Here is a 20,257-nt window from a genome sequence, read left to right on the forward strand (position 1 = left end):
GCCCGGAGTGGACCGGGCGCGCCGCAGGAGGCGGGACCGCTTGTCAGGCGACGGCCGAGCCGTAGATGTGGTCGACCTTCATGGTCATCAGGACGCGGCGGTCGGACACCATGACCGACCGGTACTCGTCCCAGTCGGGGTGCTCCCCGGCGGCCCGCCGGTAGTAGTCGACCAGCGCCTCGACCTCCGGCCCGTGCGGGTCGGTGCCGGGGCCGGTCAGCGTGGCGGTGCCCTCGGCGGTCGCCCACTTCCAGCCGTCGGCGCTCGTGACCTCCAGGGTGGCCCGGGGATCGCGGCGCAGGTTGGCGGTCTTCGCCCGGCCTTCCGTCATCGACACGTACAGCACGCCGGACTCCGGGTCGAAGAACGGCATGACCGGCGACAACTGGGGGCGGCCGTCGGACTTGATGGTCGCGAGCACGCCGAGGCGGCTCTCCGCGAGCAGAGTGCGCGGGTTGAACGGTTCGGTCGTCATGTCAAAGCCAAGTCGTGGTCGGGGCCGCCTGTTCCGGGCTCGGAGGGCGGACGGAGGGGGCGGTCAGGGGTGGGTGGGCGCGGGCGTGCGGAAGAGTTCGATCATGGCGGCGTATCCGCGGTCGCCGAGACCGCGGTCAACGGCGCGTTGACCCAATGCCTGGACCAGTTTGGGGAGTTCCGCGTTGACGCCGAGGAACTCGCTTTCGTGCACCAGATGTTCCATTGAGGCCACGTGGGTTCCCAGCGACGCGTCCTCGACGGGGAACTCGTCCCCGTCGATCTGCCGTGCGTACCCCGGCAGCCATGCGCCCACGGTGTCAAGGCCCTTGGTGACCATCGGGAGGAACGCCGTGGCGGGCACGTTCGCGGTGCCGAGAAGCGCGGCGCCGTGCAGGAAGCCGTTCAGGATGCTCCACATGAGGCTCAGCAGCGCCGCCTCGTAGAGGGACGACAGGCCCTGGTCCTCGCCGAGGTACGTCGCCGCCCCGGCACCCAGCACGCGCAGGGTCTCCTCGTGCTCCGCGAAGGCGGACCGCGGCCCGCTGTAGACGATGTCCGCGGTCGGCGTGCCGATCCCGTCCGGCGCGGCGGGGATGGCGCCGTCGAGGTACGCGGCCCCGCGCGCGGCGGCCCACTCGGCGGTCTCGCGGGCCTGCTGCGAGGTCCCCGAGGTCAGGTTGACGACGACCTTGCCCTTCAGGTCGCCGCCGAGTGGATCGAGGAGCGCGCGTACCGCGTCGTAGTCGGTCACGCAGACCACGACGAGCGGACTCGCCGCGATTGCCGCGCCAGGCGAGTCGGCGAGGGCCGCACCGCGGCCCACCAGCTTTTCGGCCTTCGCGGCCGTGCGGTTCCATACGGTCGTGAGTCGCCCGGCGTTCAGGAAGGCTCCGGCCAGCGCCTGCCCCATGAGGCCCAGGCCCATGACCGTGACGGGGGTGGTGTCGGAGTTCTGCATCACAAGCTCCTGGGGTTGAGTCGGTTCGGGTCGGCGCGAGATGGCCGGGATGTTTCGAGATCTCCGCGGTGGCGGGAAGCCACAGCGCGATCCTCGGCGTTCACACCGGTATGAAGGTCAAGGCCGAACCAAGGAGGGGCCGGGAGTGGGCATGCTGATCGGGGAACTGAGCCGCCGGACGGGCGTCAACACGCACCAACTGCGGTACTACGAGGCGCAGGGCCTGTTGGAACCCGCACGGGGCGCCAACGGTTACCGCGAGTACGGCGAGGACGCCATCCTGGTCGTCACCCAGATCCGCAGACTGCTCGGCGCGGGCCTGACGACCGACCAGATCAGGTACCTCCTCCCCTGCGCCTCCGGCGTCGGCCCCGAGCTGACCCCGTGCCCCGAACTGCTGGACATGCTCCGCGCCCGCCTGGACGGCATCGACGAGCGCATGGACGCACTCGCCGACACCCGCAAGGCGCTCAGCACCTACGTGGCCGCGACCGAGCGCGCTCTCGCCGTCGCCTGAGCCGCACCGCACCGCACCACGTCCGCCACGTCCGCCGCGGCTCAGGAGTCGACTCGGTCCCAGCCGCGGCGTTCGGGACGCGACGCCAACTGGTGCGGATCGCGGGACCGGTAGACCAGGTACGGGCGGAACACGTACTTCACCGGCGCGCTGAACGCGTGCACGAGGCGGGTGAACGGCAGCAGCGCGAACAGCACGAACGCCAGCACGGCGTGCACATGGAACGCGAGCGGCGCCTCCGCCATCAGGTCGACGTCGGGCTGGAAGGCGAACAGCGAGCGGAACCACGGCGACACGGTCTCGCGGTAGTTGTACGTGTTCCCGAAGCCGTTCTCGATCAGCGTCGTGGCCAGCCCCGCGAGGATCGTCGCGGTGAGCGCGACGTACATCAGCTTGTCGTTGCGCGTCGTGGCCAGGAACACCGGCCCGGTGGTGCGTCGCCGCCAGATCAGCAGCACGATGCCGACGACCGTGGCCACGCCCGCGAGCACGCCGAGCGTCATCGCCAGGACGTGGTAGGCGTGCTCGCTCACACCCACGGCCTCCGTCCACCCCTCCGGGATCAGCAGGCCCAGGACGTGCCCGGCCAGCACGAACAGCAGACCGTAGTGGAACAGCGGGCTGGCGACGCGCAGCAGCCGCGACTCGTACAGCTCGGACGAGCGCGTGGTCCACCCGAACTTGTCGTAGCGGTAGCGCCAGTAGGTCCCGGCGATGAGCAACGCGGCGCTGACGTACGGCAGTACGCCCCACAGCATGACGTCGGCGGCGGATGTCACCGGGGTCCTCCCGCGACAGTGGTCGGGAACGGCAGATCGACGACGCCGCGCCCGGGTGCCGCGGGGCCCGGCATCGGACCGTACGGCTCCAGGCCGACGTCCTCGCGGCCCGGCCCGCGCAGCGCGAGCGCACGGGCCTGCGCCTCGTCGGCCGGGGTCGGCCCGGGCAGAGTGGCGCAGACGGCGTCCAGAAGCCGCGCGTACGGCGTGCCGGCGTCGGTGAGCGCGATCCGCAGGAGTTCGAGGCCGGGCCGGTGCTCGGCGAGCAGGGCGGTGCCGTCCCGCGGCTCGCGCGCCGCGAACTCCAGGACAGCGGGCAGGAAGTCGGGCAACTCGGCGGTGTCCGCCGTGCCGTCGAAGGACCAGCCCGCGGCGCGGTAGCGCTCCTTCAGGCGGACGAGGGCCATGCCGCGCCTGCGCGTGTCGCCGTCCGTCCACCAGGTCAGGTGCAGGCAGCGGCGGTTCTGCTGGTCGAACACCGCCACGTAGTGCTCGGCGAGTTCGCGGTCGGGCGTCGCCGCGGCGTGCGAGGCGAACTCCAGCGCGGCGTCCCGCGAGGCGTGCGGCGCGAGACCGGCCAACGCCTCCACGATCAGCGGCAGACGGCCGCGCAACGCGCTGTCCGGATAGTCGAGCAGCAGCCCGGCGGCCTGCCGCACCGCGGCGGTCTCGCGCGGACCGGGCAAGGCCGTCGGGGACGCGTCCCCGGAGCGACGCAGCCGTCTCACCGGTCCGCCCCCTCCGGACCGGCACCGGACTCGCGGCCGGCCTCGGCCTCCGGCCCGTCCCCGCCCCGCCCCCGCGCGGGGAACAGCCCGGCCGGCCGGCCGTTCCCGTCCCAGTTCAGCAGGTTGACGCGCGTGCGCGCGGTGTCCGCGGGGGTGTCGGCCGTCGCCCGGTCGCGCAGCACGTGGAAGTTCTCGACCGATGCGGGGGCGTAGCGTCCCGACGCCTCGCCGAACGGTCCCGAGCCGCCCATGCCGGGCCCGTCCGCGTAGTCCAGGCTGCACCCGTGGTCGAGCACCGATTCCTCCAGGGCCGCGGCGTCGCCGATCGCGGCGGTGGGGATGACGTACCGGTCCTCGTACTTCGCGATGGCCAGCAGCCGGTACATCTCCTCGATCTCCTCGGTCCCCATCCCGACCGCCGCCGCGATGGACGGATCGGGCGGCTCCCCGAGGTTCACGCGGCGCATGTGCGCTCGCATGGCCGCGAGCTTGCGCAGACTCGCGTCCACCGGACGCACGTCGCCCGCCGTGAACAGCTCCGCCAGGTACTCGATCGGGATCCGCAGCGACTCGATCGCGCCGAACAGATTGCCGCGGTCCTCGGCGTCGTTCCCGGTGGCGGACAGGGCGTCGACGACGGGGGAGAGCGGCGGGATGTACCAGACCATCGGCATCGTGCGGTACTCCGGGTGCAGCGGCAGCGCGATCCGGAAGTCCTTGATGAGCCGGTGCACCGGGGACCGCCGGGCCGCCTCCATCCAGTCGAACGGGATGCCCGCGCGCTCCGCCTCGCGCCCGACCTCCGGGTCGTGCGGGTCGAGGAAGACGTCCAACTGCGCCTCGTACAGCCCGTGCTCGTCGGGGGTGGCGGCCGCGGCGAGGACCGCGTCCGCGTCGTACAGCATCACCCCGAGGTAGCGCAGCCGCCCCACACACGTCTCGGAGCACACCGTCGGCAGCCCGACCTCCAGGCGCGGGTAGCACAGCGTGCACTTCTCGGCCTTGCCGGTGCGGTGGTTGAAGTACACCTTCTTGTACGGGCACCCCGTCACGCACATGCGCCAGCCCCGGCACTTGTCCTGGTCGACCAGCACGATGCCGTCCTCGGACCGCTTGTACATCGCCCCGGACGGGCAGCTCGCGACGCATGACGGGTTCAGGCAGTGCTCGCAGATGCGCGGCAGGTAGAACATGTACGCCTGCTCGTATTGCAGGCGCACGTCGCGCGAGACCTTCGCCAGCACCGGGTCGTCGGCCCCGTGCTCCGGCATGCCGCCGAGGTTGTCGTCCCAGTTCGCCGACCACGTGATGTCGAGCTGCTTGCCGCTGATCAGCGAGCGGGGCGCGGCCACCGGGAAGTCCGGCCCGGCGGGCGCGTCGGTGAGGTTCTTGTAGTCGTAGGTCCACGGCTCGTAGTAGTCGCCGATGTTGGGCAGCACCGGGTTGTTGAAGATGGTGGCGAGCTTCTTCAGCCGGCCGCCGGCCTTGAGCTTGAGCCGTCCGCGCCGGTTGAGCTCCCAGCCGCCGCGCCATCGCTCCTGGTCCTCGTGCCGCCGAGGGTAGCCCTGCCCGGGCCGCGTCTCGACGTTGTTGAACCAGGCGTACTCGACGCCGCCGCGGTTGGTCCACGCCTGTTTGCAGGTGACCGAGCAGGTATGGCAGCCGATGCACTTGTCGAGGTTCATCACCATCGCGATCTGGGCCATCAAGCGCATCAGTACCGCACCTCCTGGGAGCGGCGGCGGATCACGGTGACCTCGTCGCGCTGGTTTCCGGTGGGGCCGAAGTAGTTGAACGCGAAGGACAGCTGCCCGTAGCCGCCGATCAGGTGCGACGGCTTCAGCAGCAGCCGGGTGAGGGAGTTGTGGATGCCGCCGCGGCGCCCGGTCGTCTCGCTCTTGGGCACCGCGATGGTGCGCTCCTGTGCGTGGTGCATGTAGACGGTGCCGGTCGGCATGCGGTGCGACACGACCGCGCGCGCGACCACCACGCCGTTGCGGTTGACCGCCTCGATCCAGTCGTTGTCGCGTACGCCGACGGCCGCGGCGTCGTCGACCGACATCCAGATCGTCTGCCCGCCGCGCGACAGCGACAGCATGAACAGGTTGTCCTGGTACTCCGAGTGGATCGACCACTTGTTGTGCGGTGTCAAGTACCGCACGGTCACCTGCCGTTCGCCGTCCGGGCCGATGCGCGGCTCGCCGAACAGCCGGTGCATGTCGAGCGGCGGGCGGTAGACCGGCAGGCACTCGCCCAGCTCGTGCATCCAGTCGTGGTCGAGGAAGAAGTGCTGGCGCCCGGTCAGCGTGTGCCACGGCTTCAGGCGCTCCACGTTGACGGTGAACGCGGTGTAGCGCCGTCCGCCGGTCTCGCTGCCCGACCACTCGGGGGAGGTGATGACCGGCACGGGCGCCGCCTGCGTTTCGGCGTACGTGATGCGCTTGCCCTCGTGCTCCCGGGCCAGGTCCGCCAGTTCGCGGCCGACGCGGCGCTCCAGCGTCTCGAAGCCCTGCACGGCCAGGCGGCCGTTGCTGGTGCCCGACAGCGCGAGGATCGTGTCGCAGGCCTTGACCGCGGTGTCGAGGAGCGGGCGTCCTGCGGCGCCGCCGTAGGACGCCGGGGCGGTGCCGTTGCGCGCGGCGAGGTCGGCGACCTCCTCGGACACGTCGAAGGTGACGCCCTTCGTCGCCACGCCGAGCTTGTCGACGAGCGGGCCGAGCGTCGCCATCTTGGCCGCGACGGCTGCGTAGTCGCGTTCCACGACGGTCAGTTGCGGCATCGTCTTGCCGGGGATCGGCACCGCGTCGCCGGTTCGCCAATCCGGGACGGTGCCGCCCGGCTGCGCCACCTCGCCAGGGGTGTCGTGCAGGAGGGCGGTGGCGACCAGGTCGCGGCGTACGCCCAGGTGGGTCGCGGCGAGTTCGGAGAACTTCCGCGCGAGGGCGAGGAACGCGTCGAAGTCGCTGCGCGCCTGCCACGGCGGCCCCACGGCGGCGGTGAACGAGTGCACGAAGGGGTGCATGTCGGTCGAGGACAGGTCGGCCTTCTCGTACCACGTCGCCGCGGGCAGGACGATGTCGGACAGCAGGGTCGTGGACGTCATCCGGAAGTCCAGCGACAGCAGCAGGTCGAGCTTCCCCTCGGGGGCCTCGTCGTGCCACTTCACGTCGCGCGGACGGGTGTTCGGCGGCGCCTCGGCCGCGCGCAGGTTGTCGTGCGTGCCGAGCAGGTGCCGCAGGAAGTACTCGTCGCCCTTCGCCGAGGACCCGAGCAGATTGGCGCGCCAGACGGTGAGCACTCGCGGCCAGTTCTGCGGTGCGTCGGGGTCCTCGCAGGCGAACCCGAGTCGCCCCGAGGTGAGTTCGTCGACGACGTGGTCCGCGGGCTCGCGTCCCGACGCCGCCGCCTCGTCGGCGAGGTCGAGGGGGTTGCGGTCGAACGTCGGGTAGGAGGGCATCCAGCCCAGCCGCGCCGACTGGGCCAGGACGTCCGCCGCGGTCATGCCCGCGAAGCGCCCCTCGCCCAGCGGCGACGCCAGGACGTCCGCGCCGAAGCCGTCGTACCGCCACTGGTCGGTGTTGAGGAACCAGTACGCCGTGCCGATCATCTGCCGCGGCGGACGCCCCCAGTCGCCGGCGCCCGCGAGCGTCGCCCAGCCCGTCACCGGGCGGCACTTCTCCTGGCCCACGTAGTGCGCCCAGCCGCCGCCGTTGCGGCCCTGGCAGCCGGTCAGTTTCAGCAGCGCGAGGAAGGCGCGGTAGATCGTCTCGGAGTGGAACCAGTGGTTGGTGCCGGCGCCCATGAGGATCATGCAGCGGCCGCGCGACTTCTCGGCCGTGTCGGCGAACTCCCGGGCGATCTTCACGGCCCGTGCGGCCGGGACCGAGGTCAGGCCCTCCTGCCAGGCGGGCGTGCCGAGCGCCTCGGCGTCGTCGTACCCGCGCGGCCACGTCCCCGGGAGGCCGTCGCGGCCCACGCCGTACTGGGCCAGCAGCAGGTCGAAGACGGTGGTGACCAGGGGCCCGCCCTCGCGCAGCCGTACGGCAGGCACTCCGCGCCGCAGGACGCCGCCCGAGCCGTCCTCGGTGTCGAAGCGCGGCAGCAGCACCTCGACGCCCTCCGCGCGCTGGTCCTGATGCAGCGTCAGACGCGGGGTGACACCACCGAGGTCGAGGTTCCAGCGCCCCTCCGAGTCGGGGGCCCAGCGGTCGCCCAACGTGCCGCCGGGTACGAACGGCGAGCCGGTGGCGTCGTCCACGAGGACGGTTCGCCACTCCGCGTGCGTGGCCGAGGCCTGCGCGCCGCCGAGGTCGCTCGCGCGCAGGAACTTGTCGGGCACCAGCCCGCCGTCCTTCTCCCGGAGCGTCACGAGGAAGGGGAGGTCGGTGTAGGCGCGCACGTAGTCCGCGAAGAACGGCACCTGCCGCTCCACGAAGTACTCGCGCAGCAGCACGTGGCCCATGGCCATCGCCAACGCGCCGTCGGTCCCCGGGTGCGGGTGCAGCCACTCGTCGGCGAACTTGGCGTTGTCCGCGTAGTCCGGCGCGACCACCACGACCTTCTGGCCCCGGTAGCGCGCCTCGGCCATCCAGTGCGCGTCCGGGGTGCGCGTGACGGGCACGTTCGAGCCCCACATGATCAGGTACGCGGCGTCCCACCAGTCGCCCGACTCCGGCACGTCGGTCTGGTCGCCGAACACCTGCGGCGAGGCGACCGGGAGGTCGGCGTACCAGTCGTAGAACGACAGCATGGGCGCGCCGATCAGGCCCATGAAGCGGGCTCCGGCCGCGTGCGAGACCATCGACATGGCCGGGATCGGCGAGAACCCCGCCACCCGGTCCGGGCCCTGCGTCTTGATGGTGTGCACGTGCGCTGCGGCTGCGATCTCGACCGCCTCGTCCCAGGTCACGCGCACCAACCCGCCCTTGCCGCGCGCCTGTTGGTAGCGGCGGCGGCGCTTCGGATCGCCCACCACCTCGGCCCACGCGGCGACCGGGTCGCCGAGCCGGCCCTTGGCCTCGCGGTACATCTCCACGAGCACGCCGCGGGCGTACGGGTAGCGCACGCGCGTGGGGGAGTAGGTGTACCAGGAGAACGCGGCGCCGCGCGGGCAGCCGCGCGGCTCGTACTCCGGGCGGTCCGGGCCGACCGAGGGGTAGTCGGTGCCCTGGGTCTCCCACGTGATGATGCCGTCCTTGACGTACACCTTCCAGCGGCAGGAGCCCGTGCAGTTGACGCCGTGCGTCGAGTTGACGACCTTGTCGTGGCTCCAGCGGTCGCGGTAGAAGACGTCGCCCTCGCGGCCGCCGGTCTTGTAGACGGAGCGCAGGTCGCCGGACACCTCGGAACGGGTCAGGAACCGCCCGGCTTTGAGCAGTACGTCGACGGCGGGACTGTCCAGCCCGGCCCGATCGCCGCCTTCGCCGTCCGCCACGCTGTCCTCCTCGACCCGGCATCCATGTGCCTAGCCAAATTAGGGCAAACTCCTCCAATTGCAGCGTTGTCCGCACCGACCCGCGTGTCGGCCGGATCCGCGAGGGAGAACCCCCTGCGGACGCCCGCGCGATCTGACAGCGTGGGGGTGGAAGGGCGAACTCCGCGCACACGCAGGGAGGCAGACGAGATGGTGTTTGGCTGGATCCGCCGCCTCAGGCAGACCCCCGCCGCACCTGCGGCCCCGCAGATGCCCGGGCAACCCGCGCAACCCGCGACGGTTCGCACCGGCAGCGGTTCGGCGGTGAGCCTCGACAAGATCGAGCGCACCGCGCCGGGGCTGGTCAGCCTCTACAAGGCCGCGGGGGTGAGCCTCGACAAGCACCGGCTGGCAGGCGTCCGTGCCGCGGTGTACCTGGTGCTCGACCGCTCGGGCAGCATGGCCGGGTTCTACCGCGACGGCAGCGTCCAGTCGCTCGCCGAGCGGGTGCTGGCGGCCGCGGCGCACTTCGACGACGACGGCGTGGTGCCGGTGGTCTTCTTCGACACCAAGGCGTACCAGGTCGAGGAGATCTCCCTGAGCGACTACCAGGGCCGCATCGCCGAACTGCACGCCAAGCTGGGCCGCATGGGGACCACCAACTACGTCGCCGCCATGGAGGCGGTCATCCGCCACTACAAGGCCTGCGGCGCGACCGACCCGGCGTACGTCGTGTTCCAGACCGACGGTTCGCCGGACAGCCCGAAGGCCGCCGAGAAGGCGATCTGCAAGGCCGCGAAACTGCCGATCTTCTGGCAGTTCGTGGGCTTCGGCCGCGACCGGTTCCAGTTCCTGCACCGTCTCGACGACCTCCCCGCCCCGCAATACCGCGTGGTCGACAACGCCGGCTTCTTCGAAGCAGGCGCCAACCCCAAGCGCATGAGCAACGAAAAGCTCTACGACCAACTCATGATCGAGTTCCCCGAGTGGCTCCAATCCGCCCGAGCCGCCGGCGTCCTCCGCTGACAGGTCCTTAGCCGCGTCCCTCCCGCCACGCGGCCCACCCGTTCGCGCGTCCTCCCGTTCGCGCGTCCTCCCGTTCGCGCGTCCTCCCGTTCGCGCGTCCTCCCGTTCGCGCGTCCTACCCGGTCACGCGCCTCACCCGGTCACGCGCGTCACCTGCTCACGCGCCCCCCTCACGCGCCCCACCTGCTCACGCGCCCGACCCACGCGCCCGACCCACGCACGGCCCAACCTGCCGCCCCGACCGCTCCTCTCCTCCTCTCCTCCGCGCCTCCGCGCCTCCTCTCCTCCGCGCCTCCGCGCCTCCTCTCCTCCTGCTCTCCTCCTCTTCTCCGCCCCGCTCGGGCGAACCGCACGGTTGTCGGTGGGGGCGGTTAGGGTTTTGGGGTGGAACCCGATCTGTTCATCGCCGCCGCCGAGGAGCGTCAGAGCAAGGACCCCGCGCTCGCCCCGCTCGCGGTTCGGATGCGGCCCCGTGAGTTGGACGAGGTGGTCGGGCAGCGGCATCTGCTCGGGGACGGTTCCCCGCTGCGCCGCCTCGTGCGCGCCGGGAACGGCGTCACCGCGCCGTCGTCCGTGATCCTGTGGGGACCACCCGGCACCGGGAAGACCACGCTCGCGTACGTCGTCAGCCACGCGACCAAGCGCCGCTTCGTCGAGTTGTCCGCGATCACCGCGGGCGTCAAAGAGGTCCGCACCGTCATCGAGGCCGCCCGCCGGGAGTCCGGTGCGCACGGCCGCGAGACGCTGCTCTTCCTCGACGAGATCCACCGCTTCTCCAAGGCCCAGCAGGACTCCCTGCTGCCCGCGGTGGAGAACCGATGGGTGACGCTCATCGCCGCGACCACGGAGAACCCGTACTTCTCCGTCATCAGCCCGCTGCTGTCCCGGTCCCTCCTGCTCACCCTCGAATCGCTGACCGAGGACGACATCCGCGACCTGGTCCGCCGCGCGCTCGCCGACGAGCGCGGACTCGGCGGCGCGGTGCACCTGGACCCCGACGCCGAGGATCACCTCGTGCGCATCGCGGGCGGCGACGCCCGGCGCGTCCTGACCGCGCTGGAGGCCGGTGCCGGATCCGCGATGGACCGCGGCGAGAAGTCGGTGACGCTCGCGACCCTGGAGGCCGCGGTCGACCGCGCCGCGGTGCGCTACGACCGCGACGGCGACCAGCACTACGACGTGGCGAGCGCCCTCATCAAGTCCATCCGCGGCTCCGACGTCGACGCCACACTCCACTACCTGGCCCGCATGATCGACGCGGGGGAGGACCCGCGCTTCATCGCCCGGCGCCTGATGATCTCCGCGTCCGAGGACATCGGCCTCGCCGACCCCACGGCCCTGACCACGGCCGTCGCCGCGGCCCAGGCGGTCGCGCTGATCGGCTTCCCCGAGGCCCAACTGACGCTCGCCCATGCCGCCATCGCGCTCGCCCTCGCGCCGAAGTCCAACTCGGCGACCCTCGCGATCGGCGCGGCGCTGGCCGACGTACGCGCCGGTCTCGCCGGACCCGTCCCCGCGCACCTGCGCGACGGCCACTACAAGGGCGCCGCCAAACTCGGGCACGCGCAGGGCTACGTCTACCCGCACGACGTACCCGGCGGCGTCGCCGAGCAGCAGTACGCGCCGGACACCGTGCACGGCAAGCGCTACTACCACCCGACGCGCTACGGCAACGAGGCGCGCTACGCCGACGTCCTCGACCGCGTCCGGGGCAAGCTCGGCCACACGGACGAGTGACCGCTACGGGCGTTCGACCACGAACCGCACCTCGCCGTCGTCCCGCGTGAGCCACCCGGCCGTCGGGGAGGCGAAGTGCGTGCCGACGACGAGGGTGCCGGTGTCGGCGTACCGGTCCACGAAGGCCCGACGCGTCGCCGTCGCGCCCGCGACGTCCTCGTCCGCCGCGCTCGGCACGTCGGGGGCGGCGAACTGCACGGGGTGGTGCACCAGGTCGCCGGTGACCACGGCCCGCTCGTCGCCCGACTCGACGACGACCGCCACCTGGCCGGGCGTGTGCCCGGGAGCGGGCTCAAGGCGTACGCCGTCCGCCACTTCGTGGTCGGGCCCGACCAGGTCCACGAGCCCCGCCTCGAACACCGGCCGCAGCGTGTTGTCCAGATCCGCCCGGCCGACCGAGTCGGAGTCGACGGCGTTGCTCCAGAACTCCCACTCCGTGCGCGGGATGACGTAGCGCGCGTTGGGGAACGTCGGCACCCACGCCCCGTCTACCAGGTGCGTGTTCCATCCGACGTGGTCGAAGTGCAGGTGTGTGCACACGACGGCGTCGATCGTCTCCGCCGGATACCCGAGCCCCTTCAGGTTGTCGAGCCACGCGGTTTGGAGCGGCGGCAACTGCGGCAAGGTCACCCGGTCGTTTCCTATACACGTGTCCACAAGGATGCGGTGGGCGCCGGTGTCGACCAGGATCGTCTGGATCGCCATCGTGAACTTGCCGTCCGGCTGCGCGAAGTGCGGGGTGAGCCAGGGGTACCGGTCGAGGAGCCCGGTGTCGGTCGCGCGCAGGGCACCGGTCACCGAGACCGGGAACTCCATCTCCACGACCTTGCGCAAAACCGACGAGCCGACGTGCCACATCGCCATGACCGAAAACCCTCCCAGGGTGCGGGATCGGCCACCGGCTCCGTCGGCCGGCCGCCCGGCCACACCTTCTCACTCAGGCGACTGTTTGAACACAGTCTTGTGATCGAGCGCTTGCGCACGGTAGAAACGAGCACCGGGCGCCGTCCGTGTCCGCTCAAGGATTTCCAGGGGACGGCCGGAGGCGTACGGCGCCCGACCCACCCCCCAAATGCGCCGCGAGGGCCGCCACAGGTCCTCGCGGCGCGCCCCGTCGGAATCCGCACGCCGCGATCCGCACGCCGGGATCCGCGCTCGATTCCGTCCTTCGGAATCCGCGCGTCAGAAGCCGCGGGTGCGCTTGGCCGCCGCGCGCTTCTCGCGGCCGCCGCGCTGCGGTGCCGGGAGCACGAACCGTGCGACCTCGCTGCCGAGGTTCACCCCCACCGCCAGAGCGAGCGCCAACCCGGCCGCGTTGACCAGCCCCGCCCAGCCGCGGTCCGTGTGCCCGAGCGCGAGGCCCAGCATGCCCTGGTACATCGCGCCGCCCGGCAGCAGCGGGCCGATCGCCGGGATCACGTACGGGAGCGCGGACGTACGGCCCGAGCGGGCCAGCAACTGCCCGAGGAGCCCGACCACGCCGGTGGCCACGACCGTCGCGAGGATCGGCGCCGCACCGCCGATGCGAAGCACCTCGAAGATCGACCAGCTCGCCGCGCCGCCCGCCGCCGCGATCGGCAGCACATGGTTGCGGACCTGCACAAGGACCGCGAAGGCGAGCGACAGACCGGCCGCGGCGAGCAGTTGCACGGGCGGGTTCGAGTCGGGGAAGAACGACCCCTCGACGTCGAGGTCCACGCCGAGCTGGTTGCCGACGTACAGCATTATGGCGACGCCGCAGATGATGCCGACGATGAGGTAGAAGACCTCCAGCAGGCGCGCCGAGGCGGTGATGTAGAAGCCGGTCAGGCCGTCCTGGACCGCGGCGACGAGCGCCCGGCCGGGCAGCAGCGCGAACAGTCCGCCGGTGACGACCGCGTACGGCTGCACGCCGATGTCGGCCTTGATCAGCCCGACCGCGATCGCCGCCGCCGGCATCGCGGCCAGCACGAACTGGTAGAACTCCGGGACCCCGCGCTTGGCCAGACCCTGCGCCAGGCTGTCGCCGACCACGGCCGCGAAGAACGCCGCGCACGCGACCACCGGCCCGCCGCCGACCAGCACACTCGCGGTCGACGCGACCAGCCCGGTGGCCATCAGCACGAGCCAGGTCGGATACGGATGCCGGTTGCGCCGGATGTCGACGAGGCGGTGGTATGCGTCCTCCAGCGTCACCTCGCCGGTGGTCATGTCCTCGACGAGCCGGTGTGCGGCGTCCAGGCGCGTGTAGTCGGTCACGCGGCGGCGGACCACGCGCTCGCTGGTGACCGGGAGGTCGACCAGCGACGGCTGGTAGGAGAGCGTGATGACGGTGAACGTGACGTTGGGCGTGCAGCGCTCCAGCCCGTAGGCGTCGGTGACGCCGAGCATGGCGGCCTCGACGTCCTCGCCCGCCTCGCCGCTGGCCAGCAGCAGTTCGCCGGTGCGCAGCGCGAGGTCGAGGACGCGGGGCACCGAGACGGTCGACTCGTGCCTCTCCGGGGCGTCGCCGAGCGCTGAGCTGAACCGCAGCCGGGTGCGCAGCCGGTCCTGCCACGGAAGGCTGGACAGCGGTGGCGGGTGCCAGGGCATTCGCGCGCCGGTCCGTCCGATGCGCCTGGCCGGCGGCGGTGCCGCACCGGCGGCCGTGCCGGATGCCGACCTGCCGGAAGCCGTACCGGATTCCGCGTGTGCGGCCGACGTGCTCCGGGGCTCGCGGGGATCCTCCGTGCCGCCGGCGGTGTCGGGTCGCCCGGCGCGATCGAACACCGCGTCCGTCCTTCCTGCCGATCGGTGGTGCCCTTCCACAGTGCCTCATGGAATCGCCAACTCCTCAATCGGAAGATGACGGCACGCCGAAGGTCGATCTCGCAGCAAGGATGCCGATGCGGTCGGAAACGCTCAACTTGGGCCCAGGAGACGGCATATGCCGCCAGGGCCGAGCAGGTTCGGCCGGGTGTGCGGCCGAGTGCGCGGCCGGGTGCGCGGTCGGAGACTACGCGCAGTCCGAGTCGGCGGAGCGCGGCCCCTGGAACAGCGCCCGCAGAGCATCCCCCAGCGCGGCGGCGTCGCCGACCGGTGCGTCGAACTCGAACCGCACGTCGCGGGTACGCGTCGGTCCGCTGCACCGCAGCCGCAGCCCGAAGCGGTCGAGGGCGACGGGCGCGACGCGCTCGCCCTCGTCGCTGGCGCCGGTCATCCGGCACAGGTGTTCGAGCTCGGCGCCGTGCGAGGCGTCGAGGTGCTGGAGCAGTTCGGTCTCGTGCTCGGCGAGCGGGTCGGGCGAGGCCTCCTCGTACTCGTCGGGCTCGACGTGCTCGGCCCCCCACAGGTCGTCGACCAGGACCTCGCCGGGCTCCAGGCGGACGACCGCCCCGGAGCGCGCACCGTCGAAGGTCAGCAGCGCGGGGTCGCGCGTCGCGGCGGCCAGACGGCCCCGGGCGCGGGCGAGTTCGGCGCCGGTCGGGGCGCTCAGCCATCCGGCGATCCAGCAGTGCGCGCGGACCCGGTGCGGCACCGCGACCGGAGCCACGTCGACCACGTGCAGCACGGCGGCGATGTCGTCGCGGGCGGTCAGCACCGCGGCGCCGACCTCGGGAGGGAGCAGGAGCAGCACCGAGCCGTCGGCCTCCACCGCGCGGGCCGCCGGGACGACCTGCTCCTCGCCGATGGCTCCGGGGAGTTCGACGGTCGCGGAGGCGGCGTACGCGGCCAGGGTGCGGGCGCGGGAGGCGGCCTCCGGGTGGGTCCCGCGGGGCCTGGTCCGCGTGGCGCATGCGTCGGTTTTGGGAGCGGAGTCGGAGGCAGAGGTCGTGTCGGTGGCGTCTGTGGCCCGGGGCATGTGTCCTCCAGCGGTTGTGTGCCGATCGTGCACCCCGGACTTCCCCTCGAGGCATCGTCGACGTTAAGGTTAGGCTTACCTAAGAAGGCCGCGGCTGGCAAGTACCCACCGATTCGGAGGACCCGTTGAACCAGGCCCGCCCCAAGGTCAAGCGCAGCAGAGCGCTCGGCGTCGCCCTGACCCCGAAAGCCCAGCGCTACCTGGAGAACCGCCCGTACCCTCCGGGGGAGCACGGCCGCGGCCGCAAGCAGGCGTCGGACTACAAGGTGCGCCTGCTCGAAAAGCAGAAGCTCCGCGCCCAGTACGACATCAACGAGACGCAGATGCGCGCCGCGTTCGACAACGCGCACAAGCACCAGGGCAAGACCGGCGACGAGATGGTCATCTCGCTGGAACGCCGCCTCGACGCCTTCGTGCTGCGCGCCGGGTTCGCCCGCACCATCTACCAGGCGCGGCAGATGGTCAGCCACGGCCACTTCGAGGTGAACGGCGGCAAGGTCGACCGCCCCAGCTACAAGCTGCGCCCCGAGGACGTCGTCGGTGTTCGCGAACGCAGCCGCGAGAAGCCGCTGTTCCAGGTCGTGCGGGCCGGCGGTTTCGCCGCCGAGAACACGCCCAAGTACATCGAGTCGAACCTGCCGGCCCTCGTGGCGCGCCTCGACCGCCTCCCGCAGCGCCGCGAGATCCCGGTCATCTGCGACGAGCAACTGGTCGTCGAGTACTACTCCCGCTGACCCGGGCCCGGCGCACTAACAGGGCACGGCCAAGGCACAAGCGCCAGGCACGACCATCAAGCACGACCAAAAGAGGGCCCCGCTCCGGATGGGAGCGGGGCCCTCTCGTTCCCCCGCGACAGCGGGGCAACCCTCATGGCTGTCAACGAGCCGCCGGGCGTCGGGTCACGGCCGGGTTCGGGCGGATGAGCAGCGAATTGTGCGGAACGAGCCGCCGCGCGCGAGGTCACGGTCGGTTCGTGCACTGCACCCCGCCCGGCCGGTAGTGTCAGGCGACCACCCCGCTACGGCGCGGTAGGGTCGGGGCTTCCGGGGTTGCCCGAGCGGCTGTGTCCCAGGTGACGCCCTCTCAGCTTGTCGTCCGCCGTTGTCTTTCGGCCATTGGCCATTGAAGGAGCGCATCAAGGTGTCGGGTGGCGAAGTCGCGCTGATGATCATCGCGACGTTCTGGGCGATTCTCGTCGCCTTCCTCGCGCTGGTGCTGGTGAAGCTGGTCAAGGTGCTCAAGGAGGCCACCCGCCTGGTCTCCGACATCGCCGACCGCACACCGCCCCTGCTGGATGAGATGACCGACGCCGTCCGCGCGACCAACGCGCAGTTGGCCCGCGTCGACCAGATCGCCGGGAACGTCCAGACGATGTCCACGAACGCGACCGCGTTGTCCTCGACCGTGGCGGCCACCCTGGGCGGCCCGCTGGTCAAGACCGCGGCGTTCTCGTACGGCGTACGCCGCGCACTGTCCGTCCAGCAGCGCGCCGAACTCGCCAAACGCGTACGCTCCACCGCCAGGGCGGAGCGCATCGCCCGCCAGCGCGCCGCGCGCGGGAGGTCATGAAATGGCACGGCTGTTCTGGATGGCCGTCGGCGCGGGCGCGGGCATGTGGGCCGCCCGCAAGGTGAAGGACAAGGCGCACAAGTACACCCCCGAGGGGGTCGCGGACAACGTCACCGGAATCGGCGACGCCATCCGCTATTTCGCCGACGAGGTACGGGCCGGCATGGCCGAGCGCGAGGCCGAGTTGTACCGCGCGATCGGCGCCGACGTCACGGCCGCCGCGGCGCCGCCGGTCCTGCCCGCACCCCAGGTGCTGCCCGGCGGGCGGCAGATCCGGGCGCTGCCCGCGGCCCGCGCGCCGTACCGTGGACAGGATGCGTACGGCCGCGAGGTGTACGAGGCCTACGAGTACGACGACGCGGCGTACGACGCATACGACGCCTATGACAGGCACGACAACCAACAGGGCTTCCGCCTGGGCCTCGGCCGCGGCGCAGCCCCCGCTCCGACACCGCGCGAACGACGCCGCGGTCGCGCCAGGTACGACCGGAAGGACCGACGCTGATGGATTCCGCAGAGATTCGTAGCCGCTGGCTGCGCTTCTTCGAGGAGCGCGGACACACCGTCGTGCCGTCCGCGTCGCTGGTCGCCGACGACCCGACGCTGCTGCTGGTGAACGCCGGAATGGTGCCGTTCAAGCCGTACTTCCTCGGCGAGGTCAAGCCGCCGTACCCGCGCGCGACCAGCGTCCAGAAGTGCGTGCGCACCCTCGACATCGACGAGGTCGGCAAGACCACCCGCCACGGGTCGTTCTTCCAGATGTGCGGCAACTTCTCGTTCGGCGACTACTTCAAGGAGCGGGCGATCACGCTCGCCTGGGAGCTGCTGACCACCCCGATCGCCGACGGCGGCTACGGACTCGAACCCGAGAAGCTGTGGATCACCGTCTACCTCGACGACGACGAGGCCGAGTCGATCTGGCGCGACAAGATCGGCGTGCCCGCGGAGCGCATCCAGCGCCTGGGCAAGAAGGACAACTTCTGGTCGATGGGCGTGCCAGGCCCGTGCGGACCGTGCTCGGAGATCAACTACGACCGCGGCCCCGAGTACGGCGAGGAGGGCGGCCCCGCCGTCAACGGCGAGCGCTACCTGGAGATCTGGAACCTGGTCTTCATGCAGTACATCCGCGGCGCGGGCATCGGCAAGGACGACTTCGAGATCCTCGGCGACCTGCCCGCGAAGAGCGTCGACACCGGCCTCGGCCTCGAACGCCTCGCGTGCATCCTCCAGGGCGTCGACAACCTGTACGAGATCGACACCTCGCGCATGATCCTCGACCGCGCGGCCGAACTGACCGGCCACCGCTACGGCGGCGACCTCCGGTCGGACATCTCGCTGCGCGTCATCGCCGACCACGTCCGCACCGCCGTCATGCTCATCGGCGACGGCGTGGTGCCCGGCAACGAGGGCCGCGGGTATGTGCTGCGCCGCATGATGCGCCGTGCGATCCGCAACATGCGCCTGCTCGGCGCCCAGGGCCCGACGCTCAGCGAACTGGTCGCCGCGACCATCGACGCGATGGGCCCGCAGTACCCCGAACTGGTCGCCGACGCCAAGCGCATCGACTCGATCGCGGTCGCCGAGGAGGCCCGCTTCCTCGACAAGATCGTCACCGGCACCTCGATCCTGGACAGCGAGATCGGCAAGGCGAAGGCAGCCGGCGCCACGACCCTGCCGGGTACCGCCGCCTTCGCGCTGCACGACACCCACGGCTTCCCCATCGACCTCACCCTGGAGATGGCCGCCGAGCAGGGCCTGGAAGTCGACGAGGACGGCTTCCGCCGCCTGATGGCCGAGCAGAAGCAGCGGGCCAAGGAGGACGCGCGGGCCAAGAAGCACGGCCACGCCGATGTGTCCGCGTACCGCGAGGTCGCCGACACCTCCGGAGCCACCGAGTTCACCGGCTACCTGCTCAACGAGGGCGAGGCGACCGTCGTCGGCCTCCTCGTCGACGGCGTGCCCGCGCCCGCCGCGCAGGAGGGCGACGAGGTCGAGGTCGTCCTCGACCGCACCCCCTTCTACGCCGAAGGCGGCGGCCAGCTCGCCGACACCGGGCGCATCCGCATCGAGGGCGGCGCCGTCGTCGAGGTGCGCGACGTCCAGCAGCCGGTGCCGGGTGTGAGCGTGCACCGGGGCACCGTGCAGGTCGGCGAGGTCACCGTCGGGTCGCCCGCGCACGCGAGCATCGATCTCGACCGCCGCCGCGCCATCGCCCGCGCGCACAGCGCGACCCACCTGACCCACCAGGCGCTGCGCGACGCGCTTGGCCCGACCGCCGCGCAGGCCGGCTCGGAGAACGCGCCGGGCCGCTTCCGGTTCGACTTCGGCGCGCCCGCCGCGGTCCCCGGCGGCGTGCTGACCGACGTCGAGCAGAAGATCAACGAGGTCCTGGCCCGCGACCTGGACGTCTTGGCCGAGGTCATGAGCATGGACGAGGCGCGCAAGCAGGGCGCCACCGCCATGTTCGGCGAGAAGTACGGCGACGAGGTCCGCGTCGTCACCATCGGCGACTACTCCAAGGAGCTGTGCGGCGGCACGCACGTGCACAACACCGCGCAGCTCGGCCTGGTCAAGCTGCTCGGCGAGTCGTCGATCGGGGCGGGCGTGCGCCGCGTCGAGGCGCTGGTCGGCGTCGACGCGTACCGCTTCCTCGCCCGCGAGCACACGATCGTGAACCAGCTCACCGATGTGGTGAAGGGCCGTCCCGAGGAACTGCCCGAGCGCGTCTCGTCGATCGTCGCCAAGCTCCGCGAGGCGGAGAAGGAGATCGACCGGATGCGGGCCGCGCAGGTGCTCCAGGCGTCCGCGAGCCTCGCCGAGCAGGCGGCCGACGTCAACGGCGTCGCGCTGGTCGCGCACCGGGTCGCCGACGGCACTTCCACCGACGACCTGCGCAAGCTCGCGCTCGACGTGCGCCAGCGGCTCAGCGCGCGCCCTGCCGTCGTCGTGGTGGTCTCGGTGGTCAACAACAAGCCCATGGTCGTCGTCGCCACCAACGAGACCGCACGCGAGCGCGGCGTCAAGGCGGGCGAGTTGGTGCGCACCGCGGCCCGGACGCTCGGCGGCGGGGGCGGCGGCAAGGACGACGTCGCGCAGGGTGGGGGGCAGAACCCGGCCGCGGTCGAGGAGGCCCTCGCCGCGGTGGCGCGCACGGTCGCCGAACGGGCGGCCTAGTTGGCGACCCGGATGGGGGGACACGGCGGGGTGCCCGGCACATCGCGGTGTCCCCGTTC

Annotated in this window: 16 protein-coding genes; 7 read left to right on the forward strand and 9 right to left on the reverse strand. The window is 71.8% G+C overall.

Features of this window, described 5'->3' with window-relative positions:
• Positions 1–43 precede the first annotated feature (43 nt).
• On the reverse strand, positions 44–475 hold the full coding sequence (locus tag ACRX5S_RS00770; RefSeq protein ID WP_436770689.1) for a PPOX class F420-dependent oxidoreductase: 432 nt from the start codon (positions 473–475) through the stop codon (positions 44–46).
• 63 nt (positions 476–538) lie between these two features.
• Positions 539–1,435, reverse strand: coding sequence for an NAD(P)-dependent oxidoreductase (locus ACRX5S_RS00775; RefSeq protein ID WP_436770690.1), 897 nt, complete (start codon positions 1,433–1,435; stop codon positions 539–541).
• A gap of 151 nt (positions 1,436–1,586) precedes the next feature.
• On the opposite strand from ACRX5S_RS00775, the gene ACRX5S_RS00780 reads away from it, so the two are divergent.
• Positions 1,587–1,952 (forward strand): MerR family transcriptional regulator, encoded by a 366-nt coding sequence (locus ACRX5S_RS00780; protein WP_436770691.1) that lies wholly within the window; start codon positions 1,587–1,589, stop codon positions 1,950–1,952.
• Between the two features lie 41 nt (positions 1,953–1,993).
• Here the strand turns inward: ACRX5S_RS00780 and narI are convergent, their stop codons facing one another.
• From narI to ACRX5S_RS00800, 4 genes are read right to left on the reverse strand one after another with little or no spacing between them, the layout of a single operon-like run.
• Positions 1,994–2,710, reverse strand: coding sequence for a respiratory nitrate reductase subunit gamma (narI, locus tag ACRX5S_RS00785; RefSeq protein WP_436771125.1), 717 nt, complete (start codon positions 2,708–2,710; stop codon positions 1,994–1,996).
• 17 nt (positions 2,711–2,727) lie between these two features.
• A complete protein-coding gene (gene narJ / locus ACRX5S_RS00790; RefSeq protein WP_436771126.1) occupies positions 2,728–3,450 on the reverse strand; it encodes a nitrate reductase molybdenum cofactor assembly chaperone in 723 nt (240 codons plus the stop codon).
• A gap of 5 nt (positions 3,451–3,455) precedes the next feature.
• A complete protein-coding gene (narH, locus tag ACRX5S_RS00795) occupies positions 3,456–5,174 on the reverse strand; it encodes a nitrate reductase subunit beta (RefSeq protein ID WP_436770692.1) in 1,719 nt (572 codons plus the stop codon).
• Positions 5,174–8,893 (reverse strand): nitrate reductase subunit alpha, encoded by a 3,720-nt coding sequence (locus ACRX5S_RS00800; RefSeq protein ID WP_436770693.1) that lies wholly within the window; start codon positions 8,891–8,893, stop codon positions 5,174–5,176. The genes narH and ACRX5S_RS00800 overlap by 1 nt, the downstream gene beginning before the upstream one ends.
• A gap of 189 nt (positions 8,894–9,082) precedes the next feature.
• Between ACRX5S_RS00800 and ACRX5S_RS00805 the strand changes: the two genes are divergently transcribed.
• Together ACRX5S_RS00805 and ACRX5S_RS00810 are read left to right on the forward strand one after the other, a co-directional pair.
• On the forward strand, positions 9,083–9,898 hold the full coding sequence (locus ACRX5S_RS00805) for a vWA domain-containing protein (protein WP_436770694.1): 816 nt from the start codon (positions 9,083–9,085) through the stop codon (positions 9,896–9,898).
• A 384-nt stretch (positions 9,899–10,282) separates the two neighbouring features.
• The gene (locus ACRX5S_RS00810; protein WP_436770695.1) at positions 10,283–11,635 is read left to right on the forward strand and encodes a replication-associated recombination protein A; all 1,353 of its coding nucleotides are present in this window, start codon (positions 10,283–10,285) and stop codon (positions 11,633–11,635) included.
• A 3-nt stretch (positions 11,636–11,638) separates the two neighbouring features.
• On the opposite strand, the gene ACRX5S_RS00815 is transcribed toward ACRX5S_RS00810, so the two are convergent.
• From ACRX5S_RS00815 to ACRX5S_RS00825, 3 genes are all read right to left on the reverse strand, one after another.
• Positions 11,639–12,499 carry an MBL fold metallo-hydrolase gene (locus ACRX5S_RS00815; protein WP_436770696.1) on the reverse strand — a complete coding sequence of 287 codons (861 nt, stop codon included), beginning with the start codon at positions 12,497–12,499 and terminating at the stop codon, positions 11,639–11,641.
• A 318-nt stretch (positions 12,500–12,817) separates the two neighbouring features.
• Positions 12,818–14,206, reverse strand: a complete 1,389-nt coding sequence (locus tag ACRX5S_RS00820) for a threonine/serine ThrE exporter family protein (protein WP_436770697.1) — start codon at positions 14,204–14,206, stop codon at positions 12,818–12,820.
• Positions 14,207–14,609: 403 nt separating this feature from the next.
• Positions 14,610–15,455: a DUF2470 domain-containing protein gene (locus ACRX5S_RS00825; protein ID WP_436770698.1), complete on the reverse strand. Its 846-nt coding sequence runs from the start codon at positions 15,453–15,455 to the stop codon at positions 14,610–14,612.
• Between the two features lie 125 nt (positions 15,456–15,580).
• Here ACRX5S_RS00825 and rpsD point away from each other — a divergent pair, with 125 nt between their 5' ends.
• From rpsD to alaS, 4 genes are all read left to right on the forward strand, one after another.
• Positions 15,581–16,189, forward strand: coding sequence for a 30S ribosomal protein S4 (gene rpsD / locus ACRX5S_RS00830; RefSeq protein WP_436770699.1), 609 nt, complete (start codon positions 15,581–15,583; stop codon positions 16,187–16,189).
• Positions 16,190–16,595: 406 nt separating this feature from the next.
• Positions 16,596–17,024 carry a DUF948 domain-containing protein gene (locus tag ACRX5S_RS00835; RefSeq protein WP_436770700.1) on the forward strand — a complete coding sequence of 143 codons (429 nt, stop codon included), beginning with the start codon at positions 16,596–16,598 and terminating at the stop codon, positions 17,022–17,024.
• Position 17,025: 1 nt separating this feature from the next.
• Positions 17,026–17,529, forward strand: a complete 504-nt coding sequence (locus tag ACRX5S_RS00840) for a DUF6167 family protein (RefSeq protein WP_436770701.1) — start codon at positions 17,026–17,028, stop codon at positions 17,527–17,529.
• On the forward strand, positions 17,529–20,198 hold the full coding sequence (gene alaS, locus ACRX5S_RS00845; RefSeq protein WP_436770702.1) for an alanine--tRNA ligase: 2,670 nt from the start codon (positions 17,529–17,531) through the stop codon (positions 20,196–20,198). The genes ACRX5S_RS00840 and alaS overlap by 1 nt, the downstream gene beginning before the upstream one ends.
• Positions 20,199–20,257 lie beyond the last annotated feature (59 nt).

The sequence above is a fragment of the Yinghuangia sp. YIM S09857 genome (assembly GCF_051388915.1).
Lineage (GTDB): Bacteria > Actinomycetota > Actinomycetes > Streptomycetales > Streptomycetaceae > Yinghuangia.

Bases quoted from the DNA above. Each gene is read 5' to 3' on its own strand.
- ACRX5S_RS00770 (WP_436770689.1), bottom strand. From the start codon at position 475: ATGACGACCGAACCGTTCAACCCGCGCACTCTGCTCGCGGAGAGCCGC.
- ACRX5S_RS00775 (WP_436770690.1), bottom strand. From the start codon at position 1,435: ATGCAGAACTCCGACACCACCCCCGTCACGGTCATGGGCCTGGGCCTC.
- alaS (WP_436770702.1), top strand. From the start codon at position 17,529: ATGGATTCCGCAGAGATTCGTAGCCGCTGGCTGCGCTTCTTCGAGGAG.
- ACRX5S_RS00840 (WP_436770701.1), top strand. From the start codon at position 17,026: ATGGCACGGCTGTTCTGGATGGCCGTCGGCGCGGGCGCGGGCATGTGG.
- ACRX5S_RS00805 (WP_436770694.1), top strand. From the start codon at position 9,083: ATGGTGTTTGGCTGGATCCGCCGCCTCAGGCAGACCCCCGCCGCACCT.
- ACRX5S_RS00815 (WP_436770696.1), bottom strand. From the start codon at position 12,499: ATGGCGATGTGGCACGTCGGCTCGTCGGTTTTGCGCAAGGTCGTGGAG.
- ACRX5S_RS00825 (WP_436770698.1), bottom strand. From the start codon at position 15,455: ATGCCCCGGGCCACAGACGCCACCGACACGACCTCTGCCTCCGACTCC.
- narH (WP_436770692.1), bottom strand. From the start codon at position 5,174: ATGCGCTTGATGGCCCAGATCGCGATGGTGATGAACCTCGACAAGTGC.
- ACRX5S_RS00780 (WP_436770691.1), top strand. From the start codon at position 1,587: ATGCTGATCGGGGAACTGAGCCGCCGGACGGGCGTCAACACGCACCAA.
- narI (WP_436771125.1), bottom strand. From the start codon at position 2,710: ATGCTGTGGGGCGTACTGCCGTACGTCAGCGCCGCGTTGCTCATCGCC.
- ACRX5S_RS00820 (WP_436770697.1), bottom strand. From the start codon at position 14,206: ATGCCCTGGCACCCGCCACCGCTGTCCAGCCTTCCGTGGCAGGACCGG.